Here is a 25,164-nt window from a genome sequence, read left to right as displayed (position 1 = left end):
TGGTTGGATAACAACAAGAGAGTGCACTTCGAAGCAATGAATAAGAGCAGTGATACGATTCGGCGCATCTGCGTCTATTGCGGGTCCCGTCCGGGCTCAAATCCGGACTATATGGCTGCTGGCAGGGCTTTCGGCACGGCCATAGCGAAGGCCGGGTTTGGCCTTGTTTATGGCGGCGGAACCAAGGGTATAATGGGTGCCGTGGCTGAAGGGGTTCTCGAGAATGACGGTCATGTGGTTGGCATCATCCCCGAATTCCTCGTCGATATGGAGGCGACGCGTCACCAGCTCGAAACGCTTGATGAACTGATCATCACGCCAAACATGCATGTGCGCAAACACAAGATGTTCGAGCGGGCGGATGCCTTTGTTGCGTTGCCGGGCGGCATCGGCACGCTGGAGGAAATCGTAGAGATCATGACCTGGGCTCAGCTCGGCCGCCACGACAAGCCGATGGTCTATGCCAATATTGATGGTTTCTGGGATCCGATGATGCAACTCATCGATCATATGCGCGGGCAGGGTTTTGTGCACACCGAGAATCAGGTGAAGCCGATGCTGATTGACACAATCGCAGAAATTCTGCCTGCGATCACCGCGCACTGGGCCGAACGTGAGAACCATAAGGGCGAGCAGGGAATCATTGAGCGCCTCTAGGCTGCATGGCGAGGGATGCAAAAAGGCGGCGCTGCGGCTGCTGCCTTCCTATTGCTGACAAAGGCATTCAGATTGCCTGTTTGGGGTGGGTCCCCTCCGTCGTCATCCCCGTGCTCGTCACGGGGATCCACATTCACAAGACAGTGAATAGGCGGGTTCTTTCGCCGCTCGGACGCGCGTCGGATAGATGCCTGTGGCAGGCACAGGCATGACGTCATAAAAAAGGGGCGAGGTTTGTCGACAGTCTGAGGCCGCCGCCGAGGGGGCGCCTTCTTTGTCACCGACGATGCGACTTGCGGTCATGGGCGGCGCGCAGGGTCGAGATCGTATAGATCACCAATGCAGCCCAGATCAGCATGAAGGCGAACAGTTTTGTCATGCCGAAGGGTTCTTGAAAAATGAACACGGCAATCAAAAAAACACCAGTTGGAACAATGTATTGCATGATTCCGATGGTGGAAAGTCTGAGCAGTTTTGCACCATTGGCATAGATAATCAGCGGGATCGCAGTCACCGCGCCGCAGCCGATGAACAGCAGCGGATCACGCCAGGTGCCATCGAAGAAATGTCCGCGCCCCGTCACCTCGAGAAAGAGGATATAGAGGCCGCAGGGGATCGACAGAAGAATGACTTCGAGCGTGAAGCCCTGGTTCGGCTCCATTGGCACCGTCTTGCGCAACAGTGCATAAATGCCCCAGGCGAAGGGCAATGCGAGGGCGACGATCGGCAGGCGTCCGGCCTGCACGGTGAGGATGACGACTGCCAGCACAGCCAGCCCGATCGCGATGATCTGCCCGCGGGCAAGCTTTTCCTTCAGCACGATCGCCGCCAGCGCAATGGAAAACAGCGGGTTGATGAAATAGCCGAGCGCTGCATCAATGGCGTGATCGTTGATGATCGACCAGACATAGACACCCCAGTTGAGCGAAATGAAGACCGAGGAAAGGGCGATCATGCCGAGCGTGCGAGGCGAGCGGAAGGCGGCTTTCAGCTCATCGGTCTTGCCGATGATCAGGAGAATGACGCCCGCGAAGGGAACGGACCAGATGATTCGCTCCGCGATCACTTCAAGTGCCGGAAGATGTTCGACCAGCTTCAGATAGAGCGGCAGGATACCCCACATCAGATAGGCCGTCAGCGCGAAGGCAAAACCGCGCGGGGAATCGCCGTTATCGACCTTCGGTGCGGCATTGCTGCCAGCGGTGGAAATATTGGTGGTGTCGGTCATGCGATATCCAGGGGCCGCAAATGCTTGCTAGGTGTCGTGTCACAAGCAAGGCTGTCTTTGGGCGATATTATCGTGAAAAAACAAAATCTTATTTGTATTTTCCGACAAGCGTTTTCATGTTTCCGGTCAGGCCAAGCGGCCGGCGAACATAACGCGCCGGCCCTTCTATTCTGCATTTAGCGCGATGTGAGTCTTTGCGCTATTTCATAATCGTTGCTTATCAATCACGATTATTGATCGGTTATTCCGCTGCCAGCAGGCCTGCCAGCCTGCGGTTTTTCATCAGCTTGAAGACAACGGAATCCATCAGCGCCTGGAAGGAGGCATCTATGATGTTTTCCGAGACACCGACTGTCCACCAGCGCACATCGTCATCATCGATGCTCTCGATGAGAACCCGTGTGATGGCGTCCGTGCCGCCATTGAGGATACGCACCTTGTAGTCTGCCAGTTTCAGATCGGCGATCTCGGAATGATATTTACCGAGATCCTTGCGCAGAGCCTTGTCGAGCGCGTTGACCGGGCCATCGCCCTCTGACACCGACATCACGGTGCGGTCATCAATCTCCAGCTTCACCACGGCTTCGGAAACTGTCTTGATACGCCCATGGCTGTCATAACGGCGCTCGACCATGACGCGGAAGCTTTCAACATGGAAGAAGTCAGGCACGCTGCCGAGCGTGCGGCGCGCGAGCAGTTCGAAGCTGGCATCCGCGCCTTCATAGGCGTAACCGGCGGCCTCACGCTCCTTGACGATGGAGATCAGCTGGTCGAGGCGCGGATCGTCTTTGGAAACCGCAATACCTCTTTTCTTCAATTCATTGATAAAGTTCGATTTTCCACCCTGGTCGGAAACCATGACGCGGCGAGTGTTTCCGACGCTGTCGGGATCTACATGCTCATAGGTCCTCGGATCCTTGAGCAGAGCGGAGGCATGAATTCCGGCCTTGGTGGCAAAGGCGGATGAGCCGACATAGGGCAATTGCGGATCCGGCGCCCGGTTCAGAAGCTCATCGAAGCTGCGCGACAGCGTCGTCAGTTCGCTCAACGCTCCGGCATCGATGCCCAGTGCGAACCGTGTGTTGTAGCGTTGCTTCAGCGCCAGCGTTGCAGCCACGGTGAGGATATTGGCATTGCCGCAGCGTTCGCCGATCCCGTTCAACGTGCCCTGGACCTGCCGCACTCCGGCCCTGACTGCTGCCAGCGAGTTGGCGACGGCCTGGCCCGTGTCGTTATGGGCATGGATGCCGAGACAGTCTCCGGGGACGGCATTGGCGATGACATCGGCAATGATCTCGGTGATCTCGTCCGGCTGGGTGCCGCCATTGGTGTCGCACAGCACGACCCAGCGGGCACCGGCCTCATAAGCCGTGCGGGCGCAGGCCAGTGCGAAATCGCGGTTGGCCTTGTAGCCATCGAAGAAATGTTCGCAGTCGATCAGCGGCTCCTTGCCCGCCTCAAGCGCCGCCTTGACCGTCTCTGTGATACCGGTGAGGTTTTCCTCATTGGTGATGCCGAGCGCCACTTTCACATGATAGTCCCAGCTCTTGGCGACGAAACAGGCGGCATCACTCGCCGATCCAAGGATGCCCGCAAGGCCCGGATCATTGGAGGCGGAAAGGCCGGCGCGCTTGGTCATGCCGAAGGCGGTGAGCTTGGCCGAGCCGGTGCGTTTCCTGGCAAAAAAGGCGGTATCGGTCGGGTTTGCGCCGGGATAGCCGCCCTCGATATAGTCGATCCCCAAGCGGTCGAGCATGTTGGCAATGGCGATCTTGTCTTCGACGGAAAAATCTATCCCCGGCGTCTGCTGGCCGTCGCGCAAGGTGGTATCGAACAGATAGATGCGTTCGCGTTTCGACATGGTCTGGGTCTCCGTCCCTTTTGTTTTCCGGGCTTTTTGTCCGGTATTATTGTCAGGCGCCCGTTTCTCCCGCGGGCGGCCAGCTGTCTGTGTCATGATCAGGGTGCTGAAATGAGACGATTTCCGCCTCATCAACACTTTGGGCTGCTTTCGGTTGATCGAACAGCGTATCGATCCAGGGCAGGCGGTGCTCAAAGTTGACCTGTACCTGCGGCGCGAAATGTTCCGGTTCGTCAAAGGCGCCAATGGCCAGTTCCACCCCGCCAGGATGCTGATAGGTCAGCGGTGTGCCGCATTTCTCACAGAAGCCGCGCAGGATCTTGGCCGAGGAGCGAAAAAGCCTCGGCTTGCCCCGCGTCCATGTCAGATGCGCGATATCGGCGGAAACGAGGGGGCCGAAAAAACTGCCGAATGCCTTCTGGCACATGCGACAGTGACAGATCGATGGCCGGCCGAGACGGGAGGCGGTGAAGCGCACTGCACCACACTGGCAGCCGCCGGAGAAGGTCTTTGTATCAGTCATGAATATACCTCACCGCTTCACCTCCCAGGTGGTTGTGCGCTCGCCAGTTTCCTTGTCTTTTCCGTCCTTTAGAAGGATGCCCTGTTCCGATAGTTCATCGCGGATACGGTCGGCCTCGGCCCACATCTTGTCCTTGATGAAGGCAAGGCGCTCGGCGATTTTGGCTTCTATGCCACCGGTCGCGCCAGCGGCGAGCGTCTTTGCCACAGGCAAGACACCGAGCAGCGCGGCGCTATCGGCAAATGCATAAAGCCGGGCCGGATCGGCGTTGGCTTCTTGCGCCAGTGCATGCAGCCGCTGAACAGCGGCGACGGTGTTGAGATCGTCGCTCAAGGCCTCCAGCATGGCTGCGTCAACTGTCTGCCCCGTGGCCTCTGCCGTCGGCCATTTGGAAAGAAGCCGTTCCGCCTCCTCCAGCCGCTTGACCGAAAAATCGATCGGCTCGCGGTAATGGGTCATCAGCATGGCGAGACGCAGTACTTCGCCTGGCCATTTGCGGCCGCCGAAATTCTCCGTTTCGAGCAGTTCGTGGATGGTGAAGAAATTGCCCTCGGATTTGGACATTTTCCGCCCCTCGACCTGAACGAAGCCGTTATGCATCCAGACATTGGCCATCATGTCGTTCTTGTGGGCGCAGCAGGACTGGGCAATTTCGTTCTCGTGATGCGGAAAGATCAGATCCAGGCCGCCGCCGTGAATGTCGAAGGTCTTGCCCAGGTGCTTTTCCGACATGACCGAGCATTCGATATGCCAGCCAGGTCGACCGTAAATATCGGCAGGGGTGCCGTGTTCGCTGAATGCAGCCAGCCAGCCGGGCTCGTCGGCGGCACTTTCCTTCCACAGCACGAAATCGGCCGGGTTCTTCTTGTGCGCTTCCACGGCGATGCGGGCGCCGGCCTGCTGATCATCGAGATTGCGCTTCGAAAGCCGGCCGTAATTGGGCATCGAAGGCACAGAGAACAGCACCTCGCGGCCTTCCGCTCCTTGCGCAACATAGGCGTGGCCCTCATCGATCAGCGTCTGGATCATTGCGACCATGCCGTCGATATGCTCGGTTGCGCGCGGCTCGACATCCGGCGGCAGGGCGCCAAGCGCTGCGATATCCTTGTGGAACTGGTCGGCGGTTTTCTCCGTCACGCGGCGGATCGCCTCGTTCAGCGGCAGATCGGGGAAGTCACGCCTGGCCCGCGCATTGATCTTGTCGTCGACATCGGTGATGTTGCGCACATAGGTGACGTGATTTTCGCCATAGAGGTGACGCAGCAGCCTGTAGAGCACGTCAAAGACGATGACGGGCCGGGCATTGCCGATATGGGCGAAATCGTAAACGGTCGGGCCGCAGACATACATGCGAACGTTTTCGGGATCGATTGGCTCAAAGGCCTGTTTTTCGCGCGTCAGTGTGTTGTAGAGCTTCAGGGCATTGCCCATGGTCTGTCTCCCGAAATCCGGTTGGTATGCAACTTCCAATGCCAGCCGTCCCGGCCGGGTCGTCTGTCGTTATCTCGGATTTTGAGGACAAGAACGGCCGGCCAGCTGAAAAGCTAGCGAATAATGATGCAGCAAATGCAAAGGGCCGTGTTCATGCTTGCCCTTATGCCTTGCGGGCTTGCGGGGGTCAAGACAAAAGGCGTCGCTGCAGCTTTGCGCACTGGCTCACCTCGTCCATCGCCGGGCATGTGCCTTGCAAAACTTGCATTGATCAAGCCCGGCAATCAGGATTAGTAAGGGTTACAAACAATCCTTTCAGGGCCCTGCCGTGCTGACCTCCCAAACTCTTTTCCGTCTGCGTCTTGCGGCGCTTATCACCGGTGTGTTTCTGATCGGCGCGAATTCCTTTGTGCTGTCGCCGATCCTGTCGGATGTTGCTGCTGCGCTCAATACGACACCGGTTGCTGCTGCGCGCGCCATCTCTGCCTTTGGCGGGGCGACGGCGATTTCGGCACTTGTTCTCTCGGCGCTGATCGACCGGATTGGAACACGCATGGTGCTGATGGGCGCGGCGATTGCCATGGGGGTTGCCTTTATCGGCTCGGGCATGAGCCGCAGCTGGCAGATGCTGTCTGCCTTTCAGGCGCTGGCAGGCCTGTCGACCGGCATGCTGCTGCCGGCGATCTACAGCGAGGCAGTGGAAATCGCACCGGAAGGCCAGGGATCGCGGATCATGGGGCTGGTGCTGTCGGGCTGGTCGATCGCCATGATTGCCGGCGTGCCGATCTCCGCACTTCTGGCCGATTTTCTCAGCTGGCGGGTGGCCTATGGCTTTCTGGCCGTTCTGGCGATTGCCGCAGCCTTCACCTATGCCGGCTTTAAGGATCGCAAGCCGGTGGATCGTAGGCCGGCTGTGCCGCGCCTTGAGGCACTGCATTATCGTGGCGCCAAGAAGCTGCTCGGTACGTGCCTTTGCTTCATGACCTCATTTTACGGCAGCTACGCCCTGCTCGGCGATCAGGTGCGAACCGCACTTGGAGTCAATGCCACGCTCGCCAGTACAGTTGTCATTTCCTATGGTGCAGGCTTCGGCCTCGGAGGCATTCTCGTCCGTCTGGTCGACCGGATCGGCCCGGCACGGGTGCTGCCGGTGGCTCTTTGTTTTTCGGCGCTGCTCTATGGTGCGCTGCCGGTTGCAACACAGGGCATGCTGACGGCGATCCTGGCGACATTTCTGCTTGGGATCGGCAATCATTTTGGTCTCAATCTCATCGTCTTGCGACTTGCCGGTCTCAATCCGGCGGCGCGCGGCACGCTGCTCGGCCTTAATATTACCGCCACATATGTTGCGGTCTTCTTCGGACCTTTGCTGATGGGCGTGCTTTATGGCGGGCTCGGCTTCGGGGCGGTCGGAGCGCTGGCCTTTGTGCTTCTGTCGAGCGCTGCGCTGCTGGCCTTCCAGACGCGCAAGATCTGAAGGTTACGCCTGGCGTGGCCATGTCGACAGAAGGCCGGTGACAGCGGCGGCGATGATGGCCTGACGCCCGAAAGCATCAACTGCTGAGGCATGGGGCGTTCAGTCGTGCAGCGCGCGTGAAATTGGCGGTCCGATCACGAAATCGCGAACATGAACCTTCAGGCCCGCGCGTTCTGGTGTGCAGGCCGTCGGGCCAATGGCTGCGGCTGTTGCAGGAAACGGGGAGAGCCTGGCCATCTGCCAGTGTCCGTCGCCAAGGTGAAACTGGATGCGCACGGCGTCGTCATGACGCGTGATGCGGATGGAAACAGGTGTTTCCGGTGTGGCCCGGGGCAGGGGAATGATAGACCAGTCCGAAACGCCATTGGTGACCACGGTGGAAAAATGCATCAGCCCGTCAGTATATTCGATGCCAGCCTTGACCCAGTAATTCTCATCAATCCTGAGCATCATGCCGGCCTGATCATAGAGCGCGGAATAGTCGGCAGTCACGGTGAGGCTTGCCGAGAAATCGCCCGAGACTGGCGAGAGCAGCCCGTGACCGTTATCTCTGGTGAAGCCGTAGAAAGTCTTCCGCCAGAAATCAGAGCCTTTTTCCGTGATGAAGGTCAGGTCTCCGGCATCGCCAGCCCATTCGGCCGGCTCGTTCAACCAGGTCATCATGTATCTCTCCATCTGGTTCGGGAAGTTGGACAATAGACAGCTTGGCACAGAGCACAACTCGGGTCACCTGGTCAAAGCGGAATGGCTGGATGGGGCGGTTCGACTTTTAGAAAAATCCGAATAACCAATGTATATGTTGAATGAAAAATAATATTTCCTGTAATGTTAGTAAAAAATAACGTAAATATTGCATTAAAATAATAAAATATGATTGTGTTGCATTTTTATCATAGTTATATTCAATTAATATTGGTAGATAAAACTCCATTGAATTATGTGTCTGCACAGGGGTTAATGTTATGAAGAAAGTCGTAGCTGGGCTTGCAGTCTATTTCTTGAGTTCTGCCGGAGTTATGGCAGCTGATGTCGTTGTAACGCCAGCCGTTATAACACCTGCACCAGTTCTTCCTGCGTCCTTTGACTGGACCGGATTTTATCTTGGTGGTCAGGGTGACTTTTCATGGACGGAAATTACACCGAAATCTGGCGGTGATAAATTTACGAAATACAATCCAGATGGCTTCGCAGGTGGAATTTTCGCCGGTTATGACTATCAATTCTCGAATAATCTGGTTCTGGGCGTTGAGGGCGAACTCAATTACAACTGGGCAGATGACACGAAAAACATCGCTGGCGTTCCGTTGAAGGTCCAGATGGACTGGGGCGGCGGTGTTCGCGGGCGCCTTGGTTATGCGATGGACCGTGTACTTTTCTACGGCACGGGCGGCTGGGCCATCACCAATGCCGAGTTGAAGGTCGGAGATGACAGTCGGAGCGAGAACTTCAATGGCTGGACATTTGGTGCGGGTGTCGATTTCGCCTTTACCCAAAATCTGTTTGGCCGGGTTGAATATCGCTATACCGATTATCCGGAATCACCGAACGACACCTTCAAGATTGATGGCTTGAAGCTGAACATGAATCAGAGCGCGGCAATGGTCGGCCTGGGTTATAAATTCTAAGAGGCTCAATGGGGGCTAACTTGATCCGCGCGCGCCGCTTGCGGCCTGCGCGGTTTTTTTTGCTCTGAATGTGGTGCATGGCGCATGTTTGGCGGCAGCATTATGTCGGAAATGCCATTGCGATTGCCGAACATTGCTGCCGCCGTAGGATGGTTATTGCGGTTCGCGATAGTCCATCAGCCGACCTTCCCGGAACACATAGAGTTTTCCGCTTTCGGTAAAGCTCGGCAAGACGAGGGGGATGATGCTGGCAGCGACTTCCGAGGGATGGGGCAGTGTCATCGGGTCTTCGCCGGGCGCTGCCTGTGCCCGCATTGCGGTGCGTGTGCGGCCGGGGTTGAAGCTGGTAACCTTCAGGCCGTGATGGGCGGTCTCTCCGGCCCAGCAGCGTGCCATGGCTTCAACGGCCGCTTTTGATGCGGCGTAGGGGCCCCAGAAGGGATTGCAGCTATGGGCCGCACCAGATGAGAGCAGTACGGCGCGCGGCGCGTCTGACTTGATCAAAAGCGGTTCGGTCGAGCGGATCAGCCGCCAGGTTGCGGTGACGTTAATCGCCATCACCTGTTCGAAGATTTTCGCTTCCGTGTGGGCGAGCGGTGAGACTGAGCCGAGAACGCCGGCATTGGCGATCAGAATATCCAGCTTGCCCCAGCGTTCAAAAATCGAACCGCCAAGGCGGTCAATCGCTTCCATATCAGCAAGGTCGAAGGGAACCAGCGTCGCAGATCCCAGCCCTTCGGCCTTGATCGCGTCGTCAAGCTCCTCAAGTCCGCCGACGGTACGTGCCGTTGCAATCACATGGGCACCGGCCCGGGCAAGCGCCAGAGCGGTAAAATAGCCAATACCGCGCGAGGCGCCGGTCACCAGCGCCAGCCGTCCTTCAAGAGGGCGTTGATCTGTGCCTTGCATCAGCCGTTTCCGGCCAGAAGCTCGACCTTGCGGAACTCGTTCTCATGTTCCTTGTCGAGAAGGCGGGTCGGATAATCACCTGTGAACTGATGGTCGGTGAACTGAGGGGCCGCCGGATCACGCGATTTGCCGCCAACGGCACGGTAGAGCCCGTCAATCGACAGGAAGGCCAGCGAATCGGTTCCGATATAGCGGCTCATATCGTCAAGCGTGGCGTGGTTGTTGGCCAGAAGCTTATCGCGGTCGGGCGTATCGATGCCGTAGAAATCCGGGAAGAAGATCATCGGGCTTGCAACGCGGATATGCACTTCGCGGGCGCCGGCATCACGCAGCATCTGCACGATCTTGACGGAGGTTGTGCCGCGCACGATTGAATCGTCAACCAGCACAACGCGCTTTCCCTCGATGACGGCCCGGTTGGCCGAATGTTTCAGCTTCACGCCGAAGGCGCGGATCTGCTGGGTCGGCTCGATGAAGGTTCTGCCGACATAGTGGTTGCGGATAATGCCGAGCTCGAAGGGGATGCCGCTTTCCTGGGCATAGCCGATTGCCGCCGGCGTGCCGCCATCGGGCACCGGAACCACGACATCGGCATCAACTGGCGCCTCCTTGGCGAGGTTAAAGCCCATATTCTTGCGCGTCTGATAGACGTTTCGGCCACCGACGACCGAGTCCGGACGGGCAAAATAGACATATTCGAACAGACAGAGACGCTCGGGCGTCGGGTTTTCCGGCTTGCGCGCATCGGTGGTGATCGAGCCATCGGGCTGGATTTCACAGATGATCACTTCGCCATTTTCAACGTCGCGGACGAATTTCGCGCCGATAATGTCGAGTGCGCAGGTTTCCGAGCAGAAGATCGGCTTGCCGTCGAGCTCGCCCATCACCAGCGGGCGAATGCCGTTCGGGTCACGCGCGGCGATCAGCTTGGTGCGCGTCATGGCGATCATCGAGTAGCCGCCTTCCATCTGGCTGATGGCGTCGATGAAGCGGTCGGACGAGGTTTTGGCGCGCGAGCGGGCGATCAGATGCAGCACCACCTCGGTATCGGAGGTTGACTGGCAGATGGCGCCATCGGCGATCAGGCGGCGGCGCATGGTCAGGCCATTGGTGAAATTGCCGTTATGGGCAATGGCAATGCCGCCGACTTCCAGCTCGGCGAAAAGCGGCTGGACGTTGCGCAGGATCGTGCCGCCGGTGGTGGAGTAGCGCACATGGCCCATCGCCATGGCGCCCGGCAGATTGGCGAGCATGGCGGGGTCGGTATAGTGATCACCGACCAGGCCCATATGGCGCTCGGAGCGGAACTGCTGCCCGTCATAGGAGACGATACCGGCGGCTTCCTGTCCACGGTGCTGCAGGGCGTGCAGGCCAAGCGCGGTTAGGGCCGCGGCATCACTGTGCCCCAGAATGCCAAACACGCCGCACTCTTCGTGAAGCGTGTCATCATCGATACTGAAATCGTCTTCAATCTGCGGTCTGCTGTTCATGTCTCGATCCGGCGTCAGGGGGAAGGGCAGGGCTCTATATAGCGTGTTTTTGCGCTTTTGCCTCATACTCCGCGTATCAAATTTTGCGGAACGGCAAAGAAATAGGTGTCAGTGGCAGCGAAGAGCATATTTTTCGCCGATGCCTGGCCCTGCGTGGCGGGGTTGCTGCCGCCGGGAAGCAGGGCTTCAAGCTTGGAGGCCAGCGCATCCAGCACGGGTTTGGACTTGGCATTGCGCACCCAGTCGGGCGATTGCGCGTCGCCAACGAGCCAGTTCCAGAATGCGACGGCTACAACCAGGATCAAAAGGCCGCGCAGAAGGCCGAAGACAAAACCGAGCGAACGATCAAGTGCGCCAACACGGCTGTCGATAATGTAGTCAGCCAGGCGCGTGGTCACAAAGGAAACGATGATCAGCACGACAAGGAAGATGATGGCGAAGGCGGCGGCAATGGCAAGGCGCGGATCGTTCAGGAAACCGGACACGGCGGGTTGCAGCATTGGATAGAGGAAATAGCCGGCGGCGGCCGAAATGGCCCAGGCGGCGATTGAAAGAATTTCACGCGAAAACCCGCGCACCATGGCGAGAAGAGCGGAAAACAGCAAAACGCCGATGACGATCAGGTCGAACATAGTAATCGGTTTCCATTGCTCCAGATAGCTTGGGCCAAAGCGCTGTTGTCCTGCCGGGGGAGCCGGTCCGGGGTCAGAACGCGCCAGATCATTTCAGTCCGCGCCATGGCCTTCAGGCGACGACGGCTTGGAACCCGCAATAGCTGCCACCAAATCGGGCAGTCCGCTCAGCTCGTTCAGGCCAGCGCTGCCACGCTTGCCAATCTCCGCTGAACCCGTAGGAAGAAAGGCTCTGCCAAAGCCGAGCTTTTCGGCTTCTTTAAGGCGCTGCAATGCATGGGCAACCGGACGCACCGCGCCCGAAAGGCTGATCTCGCCGAAATAGACGCAATCCACCGGCAGGGCAAGCCCGGCGAGCGACGAAATCAGCGCGGCAGCGACCGCGACATCGGCCGCCGGTTCGCTGATGCGGTAGCCGCCTGCAATATTGAGATAGACATCATGATTGCCAAGCCTGACCCCGCAATGGGCCTCCAGCACAGCAAGCACCATGGAAAGACGGGCCGAATCCCAGCCGACGACGGCGCGGCGCGGTGTGCCGAGCGCTGTGGGGGCGACCAGCGCCTGAACCTCGACAAGCACCGGCCGGGTTCCCTCAATGCCTGCGAAAACGGCCGCGCCGGGCGCTTTTTCGTTGCGCTCACCGAGGAAAAGTTCGGACGGGTTTGCAACCTGCCTCAGCCCCGAATCGCCCATTTCGAAAACACCGATCTCGTCGGTTGCGCCGAAACGGTTCTTGACGGTACGCAGAATGCGATAGTGGTGGCCGCGCTCGCCCTCGAAATAGAGAACGGCATCGACCATGTGCTCGACCACGCGCGGCCCTGCAATCTGGCCCTCCTTGGTCACATGACCGACCAGCACCATGGCGGCACCCGTCTGCTTGGCAAAGCGGATCATTGCCTGAACGCCGGTGCGCACCTGCGTCACCGTTCCCGGTGCACTGTCGGCAAGGTCGCTCCACAGTGTCTGGATCGAATCGATGATGACGAGATCGGGACGAGGGCCTTGCGAAAGCGTCGCCAGAATATCTTCGACGTTTGTTTCAGCCGCCAGCAGCACCTGGGTATCGGCTGCACCAAGGCGTTTGGCACGCAGCCGCACCTGTGCGATTGCTTCTTCGCCTGACACATAGATGACACGGTTGCCCTGCCGCGCGAGCGCGGCGGCAGCCTGCATCAAAAGCGTCGATTTGCCGATGCCCGGATCACCGCCGACAAGCACGGCAGAGCCGCGCACAAAGCCGCCACCGGTCACCCGGTCCAGCTCCGCAATACGGCTTGATATGCGCGGCGCTTCTTCGCTTTCGCCATCAAGCGCAACCAACGCGACCGGATTGCCCTTGCGCGGTGCGCGCTGTACCGGACCGCCGCCAATGCCGGCGGTCGGATTGTCCTCGATGATCGTGTTCCAGGCGCCGCATGCGTCACAGCGTCCGGCCCATCTCGGATGGACCGCGCCGCAACTCTGGCAGATGAACTGGGTTTTCGTTTTGGCCAAGAAGATCGCTTTATCTTGAAATCAGGTTGGCTGGATATAACGCCGCTGATAACGCAAGCCAAGGCTTGTCAGCAACTCATAGCCGATCGTGCCGGCAGCCTCTGCCGCGACATCCACCGGAACATGCGGACCGATCAGCTCGATATAGTCACCGGCGCGGATAGCACTTTCGGGAACATCGGTGACGTCGAAAATCGTTAGATCCATGGTGATGCGGCCGGCGACGGGAACCTTGTGCCCGGCGATGAAGCCATAGCCGCCTGGCCTGCCGGCGTCGCGTAGCGGCACGCCGGAACCCGATTGCGCCCTGTGAAAGCCATCGGCATAACCGGCCGAGACGATGGCCAAACGGCTGTCGCGGTCAAGCGTCAGCGTGCAGCCATAGCTCACTGTCGTACCGGCTTTGGCCTCCCGGACCTGCAGGATGCGCGCCTCTGCCGTGACAACATTCTTGAGCTTTGCAGACGTTCCGGGCGCCGAATCGCCGCCATAAAGCGCGATACCGGGGCGGGTCAGGTCGAAGTGGTATTCAGACCCTAGAAAAATACCGGCGGAGGCTGACAGGCTTGCCTCAATCCCCTCAAAAGCCGCCGTCACGACGCGGAAAGCCTCCAGCTGCTGGCGGTTCATCGGATGGGCGGCATCATCGCCACAGGCCAGATGCGACAGGATCAGGACCGGTGAGAAACTGGCGGGACGGGAGGTGTCCTCAGCAAGCTCGATCGCTTCCTCGACCGACAGGCCGAGGCGGTTGAATCCGGTATCAACCTGCAGCGCGCAGGGCAGATCACCGAACTCGGCAATCGCGCCCATGAAAAAGGCGATCTGCTCGGCGCTGATCAGCACCGGCACCAGCTCTGCCTCGAAGAAGAAATGTTCAGACCCCGGCCACATGCCCGACAGCACGAAGATCCGCGCGTCGGGTGCGTAATTGCGCAGCGTCGCGCCTTCTTCCGGCACGGCAACGAAAAAATCGCGCGCGCCTGCCTCGTAAAGCGCGGCGCCGACATCCTCGACGCCAAGACCATAGGCATCAGCCTTCAGGACAGCAGCCGTGCGGGCATTGCCGGACAGCGCCCGCATGGTCTTCCAATTATCGACAATCGCACCGAGATCGACGGTCAGCCGCGCGGGCGCGGCTTCAAAAGCGTCGATTTCTTCCTCGAATTCTTCTTCAATATTCGAAATATCAGTCATGGAACCGCCGTTTGTTGCACCTTATTGGTCAATCTTAGCGTATTCCGCCAAAATCACACCCTATTGCTCTTCGTATGCGGTAAAGGAGGAATCCGCAAGATCGGCAAAGCGCGTATAGGCGGCCTGGAAGGCAAGATTGACAGTACCTGTCGGCCCGTGGCGCTGCTTGGCAATGATGACGTCGGCAGTGCCGCGCACCTTTTCCATCTTCATCTTCCACTCGTCATATTTCGGATCGTCGGGGTCGCGTGGCTCCTGGCTCTGGACGTAATATTCCTCACGGAACACGAACAGCACCACGTCAGCGTCCTGCTCGATCGAGCCCGATTCACGAAGGTCGGAGAGCTGCGGCCGCTTGTCGTCGCGGTTTTCCACCTGTCGGGAAAGCTGTGACAGGGCGATGATCGGAACATTGAGTTCCTTGGCCAGCGCCTTCAGACCCGTAGTGATTTCGGTCACTTCCTGCACGCGGTTGTCACCCGCCTTCTTCGAGCCGGTCATCAGCTGAACGTAGTCGACTACCAGAAGATCAAGGCCGCGCTGCCGCTTGAGGCGGCGGGCGCGAGCCGACATCTGGGCAATCGAGATACCACCGGTCTGGTCAATATAGAGCGGCGTCTTCTGCATGGTCTGGGCACAGGCGGTCAGCTTGTCGAAATCGGCCTCGGTAATGTCGCCGCGACGGATCTTCGAGGAGGAGACCTCGGTCTGCTCGGAAATGATACGGGTGGCGAGCTGCTCGCCGGACATTTCCAGCGAGTAGAAGCCGACGACGCCGCCCTGTTTGGCTTCGATCGTGCCATCCGCCAGCACTTCCGGCTCATAGGAGGAGGCGACATTCCAGGCAATATTGGTGGCGAGCGAGGTCTTGCCCATGCCGGGGCGTCCGGCAAGGATGATAAGGTCAGAGCGTTGCAGCCCGCCCATCTTGGCATCAAGCGTCATCAAGCCGGTGGAAACACCCGAAAGATGCCCGTCATTTTCAAAGGCCTTGGCCGCCATTTCAATGGCGGTGGTCATGGCGTCGCCAAAGCTCTGGAACCCGCCCTCGTAGCGTCCGGTTTCGGCGAGCGCGAAAAGCCTGCGCTCGGTATCCTCGATCTGGCGCACGGGCGGCAGATCGATCGGCGAATCATAGGCGGTGTTGACGATTTCCTCGCCGATATTGATCAGCGAGCGGCGCAGCGCCAGATCATAGATCGTGCGACCATAATCTTCTGCGTTGATGATGGTGACGGCTTCGGCCGCAAGGCGCGCAAGATATTGCGCAACGGTCAGGTCGCCGACCTTCAGCTCGCTCGGCAGGTGGGTCTTGAGCGTGATCGTATTGGCGACCTTATCCATACGGATCGTGTCACCGGCAAGTTCATAGATCTTGCGGTGCAGCGGCTCATGAAAATGTTCCGGCTTGAGAAAGTCCGAAACACGATAAAACGCGCTGTTATTGACGAGAATGGCGCCCAGGAGCGCCTGTTCGGCCTCCAGATTGTTGGGCGCTTCGCGCGGCTTGGCTGCCTGGTTGCTGGCCAGAGAGAAGGTCGGCGCAATTTCGTTCATAGGTTCGATCTCTTCAGGCTTGGGGTCTGAGACAGAGGATAACGCATCGCGCGTGGCAATGACATGCCGGCTCACCGTGAAACAATAACAAGTGATGAGCTTTGCGTATTTTCCACCGTTGTTCACAGCCGCTGCTGTCATCAGACAGGGTGCAACGGACGAATCGCAAACGCTGGATCTATTTTATGACGAAGGCTGGCAGAGCGGGAAACAAAAACGCCCGGCGCTAAGGCCGGGCGTTTGAAAACCAGATGGGATCCGGAATTATTCGGACTTTTCAGCCTCGTCTTCGGCCGGTGCCTCTTCTTCCTCGTCGGCGTCGAAATCTTCGTCGGGGTTGAAGAAGTCTTCCGGACGCAGGGCATCTTCGTCAACGCCGTAGATGGCCTCAGCGGAGGTGAGGTCTTCACCCTTGGCCTGACGTTCTGCTTCTTCAGCCGAACGGGCAACGTTCAGTTCGATCGCGATTTCGACTTCGGCATGCAGGTGAATTTCAACCTGGTGCAGGCCGATGGTCTTGATCGGGTGGTTCAGAACCACCTGGTTGCGGGCAACGGTGAAGCCGGCGGCAGCCAGAATCTCAAGAATGTCGCGGCTGGCGACCGAACCGTAAAGCTGGCCGGTTTCGCCAGCGGCACGAACGGCGATGAAGCTTTTGCCGGCCAGTACGTCGGCAACCTGCTGGGCTTCGGAGCGGCGCTCAAGGTTGCGGGCTTCCAGAACCGTGCGTTCGGCCTCAAAACGGGCCTTGTTAGCGGCGTTGGCGCGCAGTGCCTTGCCTTCCGGCAGAAGGTAGTTACGGGCGTAGCCGTCACGGACCTTTACGACCTGGCCCATCTGGCCAAGCTTGGCGATACGTTCAAGAAGAATAACGTCCATGTTGATGTTCCTTATCTGATGTCTCGGTTGTTCTTAATGTTCTCTATTGTCAGTCTTGCCCGAAGCGGGCGTCATTGAGAGCGCACGGCGCGTGTCGGTAATGCCAAGGCCGATGAAAATCAGCGCCGGAAAGCCGAACATGAGCGACAGATAGGCAAGAATGATGGCCGGTGTGGCCCAGCTCTTGCCGCGTGCAGCTGTATGCAGCCGGGCAAGGCCGGCAAGCAGGAAACCGCCGCAGAAGGCGCCGGTTGCAGCAGCGCCGATCATCGCGATCGTGCCGCCGAGGAATGTCGCCACAACAGCGACGACGATAAAGACCAGGCCGAGCCGCGGCATGCGTAGCGCCAGCGCCACATCCTCACGCGGGCGCAGGCTGATGCCGGCAGCGGCCGTTATGCGGGTGGCGAAATGAAAGGCGACGAACAGCAGCAGAACCCAGGTCGCGCCCTGAACCAGTGGCAGCAGAAGCACAATCATCTGCTTGATCTTGTCGACATCTGCGGCGGTCACGGCCAGCGCTGGGTCCTGGCTGCGCAGGGTTTCCATCATCGCATCGACGATCTGATCCGTCAGTCCGGGGCCGTAGCCGGTGCGATAGCCGACAATCACCAGCGCCAGCGTGACGATGATGGTCAGATGCAGCAAAATGTCAGACAGCGGATACCAGGCCAGAAGTCCTTCAGGGCCGCCGATCTCGCTTGCCGGCCGTGCCAGATTGCCGAGATGGCTGAGCCAGCCGGCAGGTGCCAGCGTGACGACGATCATGATCAGTGCAAAATCGGGGGAGGCGAAGGAGACGCCGAGAATGCCGGCCACGGCGATGGCGATGATCGCGGCAAGGTTGCCCCAGCCGAGCCCGACGATCAGGATCGGCAATGCAGAGGCGGCATAGAGGAAGGTTGAGAAGAACGGCTGCGCACTCGCGCCCATGACCAGCATGAAGGCTGTAAACCCTGCCAGTGCTCCGAGCAGCAATGTCTTGCCGTTGAAGGTCTTCATCTCGCTGTCCTGCTTTCAAGCAGTTAGAGGGCTGGCGGAAATGCCGCTCTCAACCTGGGTTTCGTGTCTTGAGGCTGCTGCGCGCCCACCGCGCCGGAGCCTGAAAGAACAAGGCGGTTAAACCGCCTTGTTCCGGAATGCGTTTCGTATCAGGAAACGACGTAAGGCAGAAGGCCGAGGAAACGCGCGCGCTTGATAGCACGGGCGAGTTCACGCTGCTTCTTCTGGCTGACGGCGGTGATACGGGACGGAACGATCTTGCCGCGCTCGGAAATGTAGCGCTGCAGCAGACGGATGTCCTTGTAATCGATCTTCGGTGCGTTGGCGCCGGAGAAGGGGCACGTCTTGCGGCGGCGGTTGAACGGACGGCGCGTCGGGATGGATGCGATAGCTGCCATTTTTTTGTTCTCCTTCTAGAGCCGGATCAATCGCGATTGCGGCGGTCGCCGCGGTCACCACGATCGCCACGGTCAGGGCGGTCGCCACGGTCATTGCGACGCGGACGGTCGTCACGGTCGCGCTTCTGCATCATCGCAGACGGGCCTTCCTCATGCGCTTCGACCTTGATGGTCATGTAGCGCAGGATGTCTTCGTTGATGCGCATCTGACGTTCCATTTCATGGATCGTTGCGGCCGGAGCCTCGATGTCCATCAGCGTGTAGTGAGCCTTGCGGTTCTTGCGGATGCGGTAGGTCAGCGAACGCAGACCCCAAAATTCGGTACGGCCAACCTTGCCGCCGGCGCCTTCGATCAGAGCCTTGTACTGCTCGACGATGCCTTCGACCTGCTGCGGCGTGACGTCCTGGCGGGCCAGGAACACGTGTTCGTAGAGTGCCATTGAATAAGCCTTTCTTGCGTTTTCCTACCCGGTTTCGGCGGCTAAGCCTCAACGACTGCTCCTGACGGGAAAGCCCCAGCAAGAAAAGCGTTTGACGAGACGGTCGAGAGCGGCGACACGGGAGGCGACACGATTTTCGCGTCAGACGTTACCGGCAAAAGCCAGAAAACGGCCCTCCGTTCAGCCACCAGCCAGAAGACCGGGCGTTCGGAATGGCGTGCTTATACGCGTTTTCCTGCCTGTGGCAAGTCCCTGTCCCGCAATTTGGTGGTTTCAGGCGGGTAATCGGCAGGAATCAGACCAGAAAACCAATATAAAACGCGTAGACACCCAGCATGATCACGCCGGTTGCGCGATTGAACTTGCGGGTGAAGATCAGCATGGCGGCGAAAAAGACCGATGCCGCCAGCATCATCGGCACATCAATTGCGGCAAAGCCCGGATCGACAGGCAGCGGTTTGATAGCGGCAGTGGCACCGACAATGCAGAATGTATTGAAGATGCAGGAGCCGGTGACATTGCCGATGGTCACATCGGAATGGCGCTTCATGGCGGCAACGATTGCGGTTGCCAGTTCCGGCAGGCTGGTGCCGATAGCAACCACGGTGAGGCCGATGACCGCATCCGACACGCCAAGATGGCTGGCAAGCGTCGTTGCGCCGCGGATCAGTGCTTCTGCACCGATCAACAGGGTCGCCAGCCCACCGAGGATCAGCAAGGTCATGATGAATGGTGATAGCTGCTCATGCGGCAGATCTTCTGCATCATGTCTGGCGGTTCGGGCTTTGTAATAGGTAATGATCAGATAAAGGGCGAGCATTCCGAGTAGCATCAGCCCATCGACGCGGCTGATCACGGCCATCTGCACGAGCAGGAAAAGCACGGCCGATGACAGAACAAGCACAACCGCATCGCGGCGCACGGATTTATCCCAGCCACCGATCGGGAAAATCACCGCCGACAGACCGACGATCAGCAGGATATTGGCGATATTGGAGCCGACAACATTGCCAAGTGCCAGACCCGGCGCGCCGGACAGGGCGGCGCGAACCGAGACCAGAAGCTCCGGCAGCGACGTGCCGAAGCCGACAATGACGAGAGAAGCGATAAGCGGCGATATGCCGAAACGGTAAGCGGTCGCGACGGCGCCGCGCACAAGCCACTCGGCACCAAAATAGAGACCAGCCAGTCCGACGCCGATCAGTATGTAGTCCATGTGAAAATGTCCTGCCTTCCCGTTCGCATCATCAGTGTCAGTCAGATTTACGGCTGGCACCTCGAACGGGTGAGGCTGCGCCCTGCCAGACATATGGTGGCCGGATCGGCAATCGCAATGTCTGGCAGGGCGGTCTTATATAAAAAGAGCGTCTGGCGTCCGGCCGTGGCTCAGTAAGGGACAGGATAAAGTCGGTGGATCGTACCGATCTCGCTCAGAACCTCGTCGGAAAGGTGGATGTCGGCAGCACCGATATTGGTCTTCAGCTGTTCGAGCGAGGTTTGACCGGTAATCGCCGATGTGAGGAACGGCCGCGTCAGAATGAAGGCGATCGCCATTTGAGCCGGGTCGAGCCCATATTTTTCCGCGACGGCGCAATAGGCTTCAACCGCCGGCTCCTGGCCTTCGGTCAGGCGCCCGCCAAGATCGGGTGACAGAGAGGCGCGCGAGCCTTCCGGGATCTTTCCGCCGAGATATTTACCAGTCAGAAGACCCGTTGCCAGCGGTGAATAGGCGAGCAAGCCGACATCTTCATAATGGGTCATCTCCGCCATATCGAGGTCGTGATGGCGGTAGAGCAGCGAATATTCGTTCTGGATCGTGGCGACGCGCGGCAGACCGCGTTCTTCGGCGATGGAAAGATATTTCTGCGTTCCCCAGACAGTCTCGTTGGAGAGGCCGATTGTGCGCACCTTGCCCTCACGAACAAAGTCGCCAAGGGTTTCGAGTGTTTCTGTGATGTCGATCAGTGCCTGGTAGCGATCCTGATCGAAGGGGGTGTAGCCCCAGTTCTGACGGAAATGGAAATGGCCGCGATTTGGCCAGTGGATCTGGTAGAGATCGAGATAGTCGGTTTTCAGCCGTGTCAGACTCTGCTCCAGTGCCTCGCGCAGCACCTGCGGTGTGATCGGCTTGCCGCCATGGATCCATGGGCGACCGGGACCGGCAACCTTACTCGCCAGGATGATGTCACCGCGCTTGCCGGTCTTTTCCAGCCAGGTACCGATATATTCTTCGGTGCGGCCATAGGTTTCCGGTCCCGCGGGGTTCACGGGATAAAGTTCGGCTGTATCGATGAAATTGACGCCATTATCCACCGCATAATCCATCTGGGCGTGGGCTTCGGCTTCGTCATTTTGCGTTCCCCAGGTCATCGTGCCGAGACAAATTTCGGAAACTTCGATGCCAGTGCGGCCTAAGGTTTTGGTTTTCATGGATATTCCCTGGAAATAGTCTGAAGGAGCTTTGGCGCGACTGTAACCGGACTTTTCGCCAAGGCAACCGGCCAGTGCGGCAAAAATGTATCGCGCCAACAGGCGAGCGCGGGCAGGGCGCATGGCGTTAATACTTGACTTGCAGCCGTTATGTGTGAATTGGAAGGCAAATTCAGCGGAAGGATCAGGAAAATGACCATCGCATTCACCTTTCCAGGCCAGGGAAGCCAGACAGTCGGCATGGGCAAGGCCCTGGCCGAAAGCTTTGCCGAGGCACGCGCCGTTTTCGAAGAAGTCGACGAAGCGCTTGGCGAGAAGCTCTCGGCGACCATCTGGGAAGGCCCGGAAGAGACATTGCAGCTGACGGCCAACGCCCAGCCGGCGCTGATGGCGGTGTCGATCGCAACCATGCGCGTGCTTGAGGCCAAGGGCGTTGACCTGAAAACGCATGTTGCCTATGTGGCGGGTCATTCGCTCGGCGAATATTCCGCGCTCTGCTCTGCCGGAACCTTTTCGCTTGCCGATACGGCACGGCTGCTCAGGATCCGTGGCAATGCCATGCAGGCAGCGGTTCCGGTCGGCGAGGGCGCAATGGCGGCCATTATCGGGCTGGAATTCGAACAGGTCGAAGCCGTCTGTGCGGAAGCGGCCCGGACGGGGCTTTGCCAGATCGCCAATGATAATGGCGGTGGCCAGATCGTGATTTCCGGCGCCAAGGCGCCTGTAGAGCTTGCCGCCAAACTTGCATCCGAGGCTGGTGCGAAACGCGCATTGCTGCTGCCTGTCTCCGCGCCCTTCCATTCGGCGCTGATGGCACCGGCGGCAAAGGCGATGGAAGAAGCGCTGGCTGCTGTTGCCAAAACAGCACCGATCGTGCCGGTCATTGCCAATGTTCGTGCTCTTCCGGTCGAAGATGCCGACGAGATTGCGCGGCTTCTGGTCGAGCAGGTCACCGGGCGCGTGCGCTGGCGCGAAACGGTGAGCTGGTTTGCCGGAAACGGGGTCGATACGCTATATGAAGTCGGCGCAGGCAAGGTTCTGAGCGGGCTTGCCCGCCGGATTGACAAGTCGCTTGCCACGGCTGCCATCGGTGCGCCAGGTGATATCGATGCGGCGCTGACGGCCATTCTCGGCTGAACGAAATCGCGCGTGAAGCGCGTCAGGAACACCCAAACGGGAGAGATATCCATGTTGGATCTTACCGGCCGCAAGGCTCTCGTAACTGGTGCCAGCGGTGGCATTGGTGAGGCAATCGCCCGCATGCTGCATCGTCAGGGTGCAACGGTCGGCCTGCACGGCACGCGGGCTGAAAAGCTTGAGGCGCTGGCTGCTGAACTTGGAGAGCGCGCCTTTGCCTTTCCGGCAGACCTGTCTGATCGCGATGCCGTCAAGGCGCTTGGCGAGAAGGCGGAAGCTGATCTCGGCGGCGTTGATATTCTGGTCAATAATGCCGGCATCACCAAGGACGGCCTTTTTGTCCGCATGAGCGATGCCGACTGGGACAGCGTGCTGGCTGTCAATCTTTCTGCGGCCTTTGTGCTGACCCGGACCATCATGCATCCGATGATGCGTCGCCGTTTCGGCCGCGTGATCAATATCACGTCGATCGTCGGTGTTACCGGCAATCCCGGTCAGGCGAATTATTGCGCGTCGAAAGCAGGCATGATCGGCTTTTCGAAGTCGCTGGCGCAGGAAGTCGCGCCGCGCAATGTTACGGTCAACTGTGTTGCACCGGGCTTCATCGAAACGGCAATGACGGATAAGCTGAATGACAAGCAGAAGGAAGCGATTCTCTCCGCAGTCCCGATGCGCAAGATGGGTAGCGGCGACGATATCGCCGCTGCTGTGTCCTATCTCGCCTCGAATGAGGCCGGATATGTCACCGGTCAGACTTTGCACGTCAATGGCGGAATGGCGATGATCTGATCAAAGCGGCCCCGTGCCGCCTGCTGAATTCGGGCATTTGCCTGTGCAGGCGGCTTTGGGGCACTTTTTAGGCTTTGCGCCGTGAATAAACCATGGTAAGCGGGCCGAGACTGGATTGAACCTTTCTTCTTCTACCGTGTTGGAACATGTTCCGGGCAGGTAAATCGAGAATGGTTCTTTAGGCTGCCGTGTCTTCCGTTCCAAAGGGAAAGGCTGGCGTAACGTTGGCGGATGCGTTTGCATCCCTTGAGAAATTGAGACAGGTCGAGGAAACCGACATGAGCGATATCGCAGAACGCGTTAAGAAAATTGTAGTTGATCACCTGGGCGTTGACGCCGACAAGGTTGTCGAAGGCGCAAGCTTCATCGACGATCTGGGCGCTGACTCGCTGGACACTGTTGAGCTGGTTATGGCTTTCGAAGAAGAGTTCGGCGTTGAAATCCCGGATGACGCTGCTGACTCGATCCTGACCGTTGGCGATGCCATCAAGTTCATCGAGAAGGCACAGGCCTGATCGTTCAGGAATGTTTTGGGTAGGTTTCCAATTCAGTGGAAATCTACCCCTTCGGGCCCGCTTTGCCGGGCCTTTTTCATAGGCGGAGGGTTGGCATGGCTGGCTTGGCCGTTTATGTGCAGACATAATAGCAAAACGACATGAGGGGCCAGGACGGCGTGTAGGGCCGTTGTTTGATGCCCCTTAGAAACGAGGGTGGATCCGACGATGAGACGAGTCGTTATCACCGGCCTTGGCATGGTAACCCCGCTTGGTTGCGGTGTCGAAACCACATGGTCACGGCTGATTGAGGGCGCTAACGGCGCTCGCCGGGTAACCGAGTTTGAGGTCGAGGACCTGCCAGCCAAGATCGCCTGCCGCATTCCTGTCGGTGATGGATCTGACGGCACCTATAATGCCGATGACTGGATGGAGCCGAAGGAACAACGCAAGGTCGATCCCTTCATTACCTATGCCGTAGCAGCCGCCGACATGGCACTTGCCGATGCCGACTGGCATCCTCAGGCCGATGAAGACCAGATTTCGACCGGTGTGCTGATCGGTTCTGGTATTGGTGGTCTCGAAGGCATAGTCGAGGCAGGTTATACGCTGCGCGATCGCGGTCCGCGGCGTATTTCCCCATTCTTCATTCCCGGTCGCCTGATCAATCTGGCCTCCGGCCATGTCTCGATCAAGCACAAGCTGCGCGGGCCGAACCATGCGGTTGTAACCGCTTGCTCGACCGGTGCGCATGCCATTGGTGATGCCAGCCGCCTGATCGGCCTCGGCGACGCTGATGTCATGGTGGCCGGCGGTGCCGAATCGCCGATCTGCCGTATTGCGCTCGCCGGCTTTGCCGCCTGCAAGGCGCTTTCGACCGATTTTAACGATGATCCGCTGCGTGCATCGCGTCCCTATGACGTCGACCGTGACGGCTTTGTTATGGGCGAGGGCGCTGGCGTTGTGGTGCTTGAAGAGCTGGAACATGCCAAGGCGCGCGGCGCAAAGATCTATGCCGAGGTGGTCGGTTACGGCCTTTCTGGCGATGCCTATCATATCACCGCACCCAGTGAGGATGGTGAGGGCGCTCTGCGCTGCATGACCATGGCGCTGAAGCGCGCTGGCATCAAGCCTGCCGATGTTGATTACATCAATGCTCATGGTACCTCGACCATGGCGGATACGATTGAACTTGGTGCCGTCGAGCGGTTGATGGGCGAGGATGCCGACAAGGTTTCCATGTCGTCGACGAAATCGGCGACCGGTCACCTTCTGGGGGCGGCGGGTGCGATCGAGGCAATTTTCGCCACGCTTGCCATTCGCGACAATGTTGCCCCGCCAACGCTTAATCTCGATAATCCCGAGCGTGAAACGAAGATTGACCTGGTTCCCAAGGTTGCGCGCAAGCGCAAGATCGACATTGCGCTGTCCAATTCCTTCGGGTTTGGCGGCACGAACGCATCGCTGGTCCTGAAGCGTTTTGTCGATTGATGAGTGCGTGACAGGAT

At 58.7% G+C, this 25,164-nt stretch carries 24 protein-coding genes; 7 read left to right on the top strand and 17 right to left on the bottom strand.

Annotated elements, in window-relative coordinates; genetic code table 11:
* Window positions 1-36: 36 nt before the first annotated feature.
* Window positions 37-657, top strand: coding sequence for an LOG family protein (locus FJU08_RS02385; RefSeq protein WP_141147364.1), 621 nt, complete (start codon window positions 37-39; stop codon window positions 655-657).
* Window positions 658-934: 277 nt separating this feature from the next.
* Here FJU08_RS02385 and rarD read toward each other — a convergent pair whose 3' ends face one another.
* From rarD to cysS, 4 genes are all read right to left on the bottom strand, one after another.
* Entirely contained in the window at window positions 935-1,885 is a 951-nt protein-coding gene (rarD, locus tag FJU08_RS02380; RefSeq protein ID WP_141147363.1) for an EamA family transporter RarD, read from the bottom strand.
* A 241-nt stretch (window positions 1,886-2,126) separates the two neighbouring features.
* Entirely contained in the window at window positions 2,127-3,746 is a 1,620-nt protein-coding gene (cimA, locus tag FJU08_RS02375; protein ID WP_141147362.1) for a citramalate synthase, read from the bottom strand.
* 52 nt (window positions 3,747-3,798) lie between these two features.
* Window positions 3,799-4,269, bottom strand: a complete 471-nt coding sequence (locus FJU08_RS02370) for a GFA family protein (protein ID WP_141147361.1) — start codon at window positions 4,267-4,269, stop codon at window positions 3,799-3,801.
* Between the two features lie 9 nt (window positions 4,270-4,278).
* Complete coding sequence (cysS, locus tag FJU08_RS02365) at window positions 4,279-5,700, bottom strand: cysteine--tRNA ligase (RefSeq protein ID WP_141147360.1); 1,422 nt, start codon at window positions 5,698-5,700, stop codon at window positions 4,279-4,281.
* A 328-nt stretch (window positions 5,701-6,028) separates the two neighbouring features.
* Between cysS and FJU08_RS02360 the strand changes: the two genes are divergently transcribed.
* On the top strand, window positions 6,029-7,177 hold the full coding sequence (locus tag FJU08_RS02360) for an MFS transporter (protein ID WP_181409720.1): 1,149 nt from the start codon (window positions 6,029-6,031) through the stop codon (window positions 7,175-7,177).
* 99 nt (window positions 7,178-7,276) lie between these two features.
* On the opposite strand, the gene FJU08_RS02355 is transcribed toward FJU08_RS02360, so the two are convergent.
* Window positions 7,277-7,840 carry a DUF1349 domain-containing protein gene (locus tag FJU08_RS02355; RefSeq protein ID WP_141147358.1) on the bottom strand — a complete coding sequence of 188 codons (564 nt, stop codon included), beginning with the start codon at window positions 7,838-7,840 and terminating at the stop codon, window positions 7,277-7,279.
* A 299-nt stretch (window positions 7,841-8,139) separates the two neighbouring features.
* Between FJU08_RS02355 and FJU08_RS02350 the strand changes: the two genes are divergently transcribed.
* Entirely contained in the window at window positions 8,140-8,802 is a 663-nt protein-coding gene (locus FJU08_RS02350; RefSeq protein WP_141147357.1) for an outer membrane protein, read from the top strand.
* Window positions 8,803-8,955: 153 nt separating this feature from the next.
* On the opposite strand, the gene FJU08_RS02345 is transcribed toward FJU08_RS02350, so the two are convergent.
* The 12 genes from FJU08_RS02345 to FJU08_RS02290 all read right to left on the bottom strand — a co-directional run bounded on the left by FJU08_RS02345 (window position 8,956) and on the right by FJU08_RS02290 (window position 21,236).
* Window positions 8,956-9,711 carry an SDR family NAD(P)-dependent oxidoreductase gene (locus tag FJU08_RS02345; RefSeq protein ID WP_141147356.1) on the bottom strand — a complete coding sequence of 252 codons (756 nt, stop codon included), beginning with the start codon at window positions 9,709-9,711 and terminating at the stop codon, window positions 8,956-8,958.
* The gene (gene purF, locus FJU08_RS02340) at window positions 9,711-11,201 is read right to left on the bottom strand and encodes an amidophosphoribosyltransferase (RefSeq protein WP_141147355.1); all 1,491 of its coding nucleotides are present in this window, start codon (window positions 11,199-11,201) and stop codon (window positions 9,711-9,713) included. Before purF ends, FJU08_RS02345 begins: the two co-directional genes overlap by 1 nt.
* 62 nt (window positions 11,202-11,263) lie before the next feature.
* The gene (locus FJU08_RS02335) at window positions 11,264-11,833 is read right to left on the bottom strand and encodes a CvpA family protein (protein WP_141147354.1); all 570 of its coding nucleotides are present in this window, start codon (window positions 11,831-11,833) and stop codon (window positions 11,264-11,266) included.
* Window positions 11,834-11,926: 93 nt separating this feature from the next.
* Window positions 11,927-13,333 (bottom strand): DNA repair protein RadA, encoded by a 1,407-nt coding sequence (gene radA, locus FJU08_RS02330; RefSeq protein ID WP_141147353.1) that lies wholly within the window; start codon window positions 13,331-13,333, stop codon window positions 11,927-11,929.
* A gap of 21 nt (window positions 13,334-13,354) precedes the next feature.
* Window positions 13,355-14,530, bottom strand: coding sequence for an alanine racemase (gene alr, locus FJU08_RS02325; RefSeq protein WP_141147352.1), 1,176 nt, complete (start codon window positions 14,528-14,530; stop codon window positions 13,355-13,357).
* A 60-nt stretch (window positions 14,531-14,590) separates the two neighbouring features.
* Entirely contained in the window at window positions 14,591-16,087 is a 1,497-nt protein-coding gene (locus FJU08_RS02320; RefSeq protein WP_141147351.1) for a replicative DNA helicase, read from the bottom strand.
* Between the two features lie 264 nt (window positions 16,088-16,351).
* Complete coding sequence (gene rplI, locus FJU08_RS02315) at window positions 16,352-16,966, bottom strand: 50S ribosomal protein L9 (RefSeq protein ID WP_141147350.1); 615 nt, start codon at window positions 16,964-16,966, stop codon at window positions 16,352-16,354.
* 33 nt (window positions 16,967-16,999) lie between these two features.
* On the bottom strand, window positions 17,000-17,968 hold the full coding sequence (locus FJU08_RS02310) for a DUF2232 domain-containing protein (protein WP_141147349.1): 969 nt from the start codon (window positions 17,966-17,968) through the stop codon (window positions 17,000-17,002).
* A gap of 149 nt (window positions 17,969-18,117) precedes the next feature.
* Window positions 18,118-18,366, bottom strand: a complete 249-nt coding sequence (gene rpsR / locus FJU08_RS02305) for a 30S ribosomal protein S18 (protein ID WP_141147348.1) — start codon at window positions 18,364-18,366, stop codon at window positions 18,118-18,120.
* 26 nt (window positions 18,367-18,392) lie between these two features.
* On the bottom strand, window positions 18,393-18,806 hold the full coding sequence (gene rpsF / locus FJU08_RS02300; protein ID WP_141147347.1) for a 30S ribosomal protein S6: 414 nt from the start codon (window positions 18,804-18,806) through the stop codon (window positions 18,393-18,395).
* A gap of 295 nt (window positions 18,807-19,101) precedes the next feature.
* Window positions 19,102-20,022 (bottom strand): calcium/sodium antiporter, encoded by a 921-nt coding sequence (locus FJU08_RS02295; RefSeq protein WP_141147346.1) that lies wholly within the window; start codon window positions 20,020-20,022, stop codon window positions 19,102-19,104.
* A 170-nt stretch (window positions 20,023-20,192) separates the two neighbouring features.
* Window positions 20,193-21,236, bottom strand: a complete 1,044-nt coding sequence (locus FJU08_RS02290) for an aldo/keto reductase (protein ID WP_141147345.1) — start codon at window positions 21,234-21,236, stop codon at window positions 20,193-20,195.
* 192 nt (window positions 21,237-21,428) lie between these two features.
* Here FJU08_RS02290 and fabD point away from each other — a divergent pair, with 192 nt between their 5' ends.
* The 4 genes from fabD to fabF all read left to right on the top strand — a co-directional run bounded on the left by fabD (window position 21,429) and on the right by fabF (window position 25,147).
* On the top strand, window positions 21,429-22,373 hold the full coding sequence (gene fabD, locus FJU08_RS02285; protein ID WP_141147344.1) for an ACP S-malonyltransferase: 945 nt from the start codon (window positions 21,429-21,431) through the stop codon (window positions 22,371-22,373).
* 51 nt (window positions 22,374-22,424) lie between these two features.
* Complete coding sequence (gene fabG, locus FJU08_RS02280; protein WP_141147343.1) at window positions 22,425-23,162, top strand: 3-oxoacyl-[acyl-carrier-protein] reductase; 738 nt, start codon at window positions 22,425-22,427, stop codon at window positions 23,160-23,162.
* 278 nt (window positions 23,163-23,440) lie between these two features.
* The gene (locus tag FJU08_RS02275; RefSeq protein WP_141147342.1) at window positions 23,441-23,677 is read left to right on the top strand and encodes an acyl carrier protein; all 237 of its coding nucleotides are present in this window, start codon (window positions 23,441-23,443) and stop codon (window positions 23,675-23,677) included.
* Window positions 23,678-23,884: 207 nt separating this feature from the next.
* Window positions 23,885-25,147 carry a beta-ketoacyl-ACP synthase II gene (gene fabF / locus FJU08_RS02270; RefSeq protein WP_141147341.1) on the top strand — a complete coding sequence of 421 codons (1,263 nt, stop codon included), beginning with the start codon at window positions 23,885-23,887 and terminating at the stop codon, window positions 25,145-25,147.
* The last annotated feature ends 17 nt before the right edge of the window (window positions 25,148-25,164 follow it).

The sequence above is a fragment of the Martelella alba genome (genome assembly GCF_006516955.1).
Taxonomy (GTDB): Bacteria; Pseudomonadota; Alphaproteobacteria; order Rhizobiales; family Rhizobiaceae; genus Martelella; species Martelella alba.
This window is presented reverse-complemented; position numbering and strand designations above follow the sequence as displayed.

Bases quoted from the DNA above. Each gene is read 5' to 3' on its own strand.
- FJU08_RS02295 (WP_141147346.1), bottom strand. From the start codon at position 20,022: ATGGACTACATACTGATCGGCGTCGGACTGGCTGGTCTCTATTTTGGT.
- FJU08_RS02385 (WP_141147364.1), top strand. From the start codon at position 37: ATGAATAAGAGCAGTGATACGATTCGGCGCATCTGCGTCTATTGCGGG.
- FJU08_RS02355 (WP_141147358.1), bottom strand. From the start codon at position 7,840: ATGATGACCTGGTTGAACGAGCCGGCCGAATGGGCTGGCGATGCCGGA.
- rpsR (WP_141147348.1), bottom strand. From the start codon at position 18,366: ATGGCAGCTATCGCATCCATCCCGACGCGCCGTCCGTTCAACCGCCGC.
- FJU08_RS02275 (WP_141147342.1), top strand. From the start codon at position 23,441: ATGAGCGATATCGCAGAACGCGTTAAGAAAATTGTAGTTGATCACCTG.
- alr (WP_141147352.1), bottom strand. From the start codon at position 14,530: ATGACTGATATTTCGAATATTGAAGAAGAATTCGAGGAAGAAATCGAC.
- cimA (WP_141147362.1), bottom strand. From the start codon at position 3,746: ATGTCGAAACGCGAACGCATCTATCTGTTCGATACCACCTTGCGCGAC.
- FJU08_RS02335 (WP_141147354.1), bottom strand. From the start codon at position 11,833: ATGTTCGACCTGATCGTCATCGGCGTTTTGCTGTTTTCCGCTCTTCTC.
- FJU08_RS02370 (WP_141147361.1), bottom strand. From the start codon at position 4,269: ATGACTGATACAAAGACCTTCTCCGGCGGCTGCCAGTGTGGTGCAGTG.
- fabD (WP_141147344.1), top strand. From the start codon at position 21,429: ATGACCATCGCATTCACCTTTCCAGGCCAGGGAAGCCAGACAGTCGGC.
- FJU08_RS02345 (WP_141147356.1), bottom strand. From the start codon at position 9,711: ATGCAAGGCACAGATCAACGCCCTCTTGAAGGACGGCTGGCGCTGGTG.
- fabG (WP_141147343.1), top strand. From the start codon at position 22,425: ATGTTGGATCTTACCGGCCGCAAGGCTCTCGTAACTGGTGCCAGCGGT.
- FJU08_RS02290 (WP_141147345.1), bottom strand. From the start codon at position 21,236: ATGAAAACCAAAACCTTAGGCCGCACTGGCATCGAAGTTTCCGAAATT.
- purF (WP_141147355.1), bottom strand. From the start codon at position 11,201: ATGAACAGCAGACCGCAGATTGAAGACGATTTCAGTATCGATGATGAC.
- FJU08_RS02310 (WP_141147349.1), bottom strand. From the start codon at position 17,968: ATGAAGACCTTCAACGGCAAGACATTGCTGCTCGGAGCACTGGCAGGG.
- rplI (WP_141147350.1), bottom strand. From the start codon at position 16,966: ATGGACGTTATTCTTCTTGAACGTATCGCCAAGCTTGGCCAGATGGGC.
- rarD (WP_141147363.1), bottom strand. From the start codon at position 1,885: ATGACCGACACCACCAATATTTCCACCGCTGGCAGCAATGCCGCACCG.
- FJU08_RS02320 (WP_141147351.1), bottom strand. From the start codon at position 16,087: ATGAACGAAATTGCGCCGACCTTCTCTCTGGCCAGCAACCAGGCAGCC.
- rpsF (WP_141147347.1), bottom strand. From the start codon at position 18,806: ATGGCACTCTACGAACACGTGTTCCTGGCCCGCCAGGACGTCACGCCG.
- cysS (WP_141147360.1), bottom strand. From the start codon at position 5,700: ATGGGCAATGCCCTGAAGCTCTACAACACACTGACGCGCGAAAAACAG.
- fabF (WP_141147341.1), top strand. From the start codon at position 23,885: ATGAGACGAGTCGTTATCACCGGCCTTGGCATGGTAACCCCGCTTGGT.
- FJU08_RS02350 (WP_141147357.1), top strand. From the start codon at position 8,140: ATGAAGAAAGTCGTAGCTGGGCTTGCAGTCTATTTCTTGAGTTCTGCC.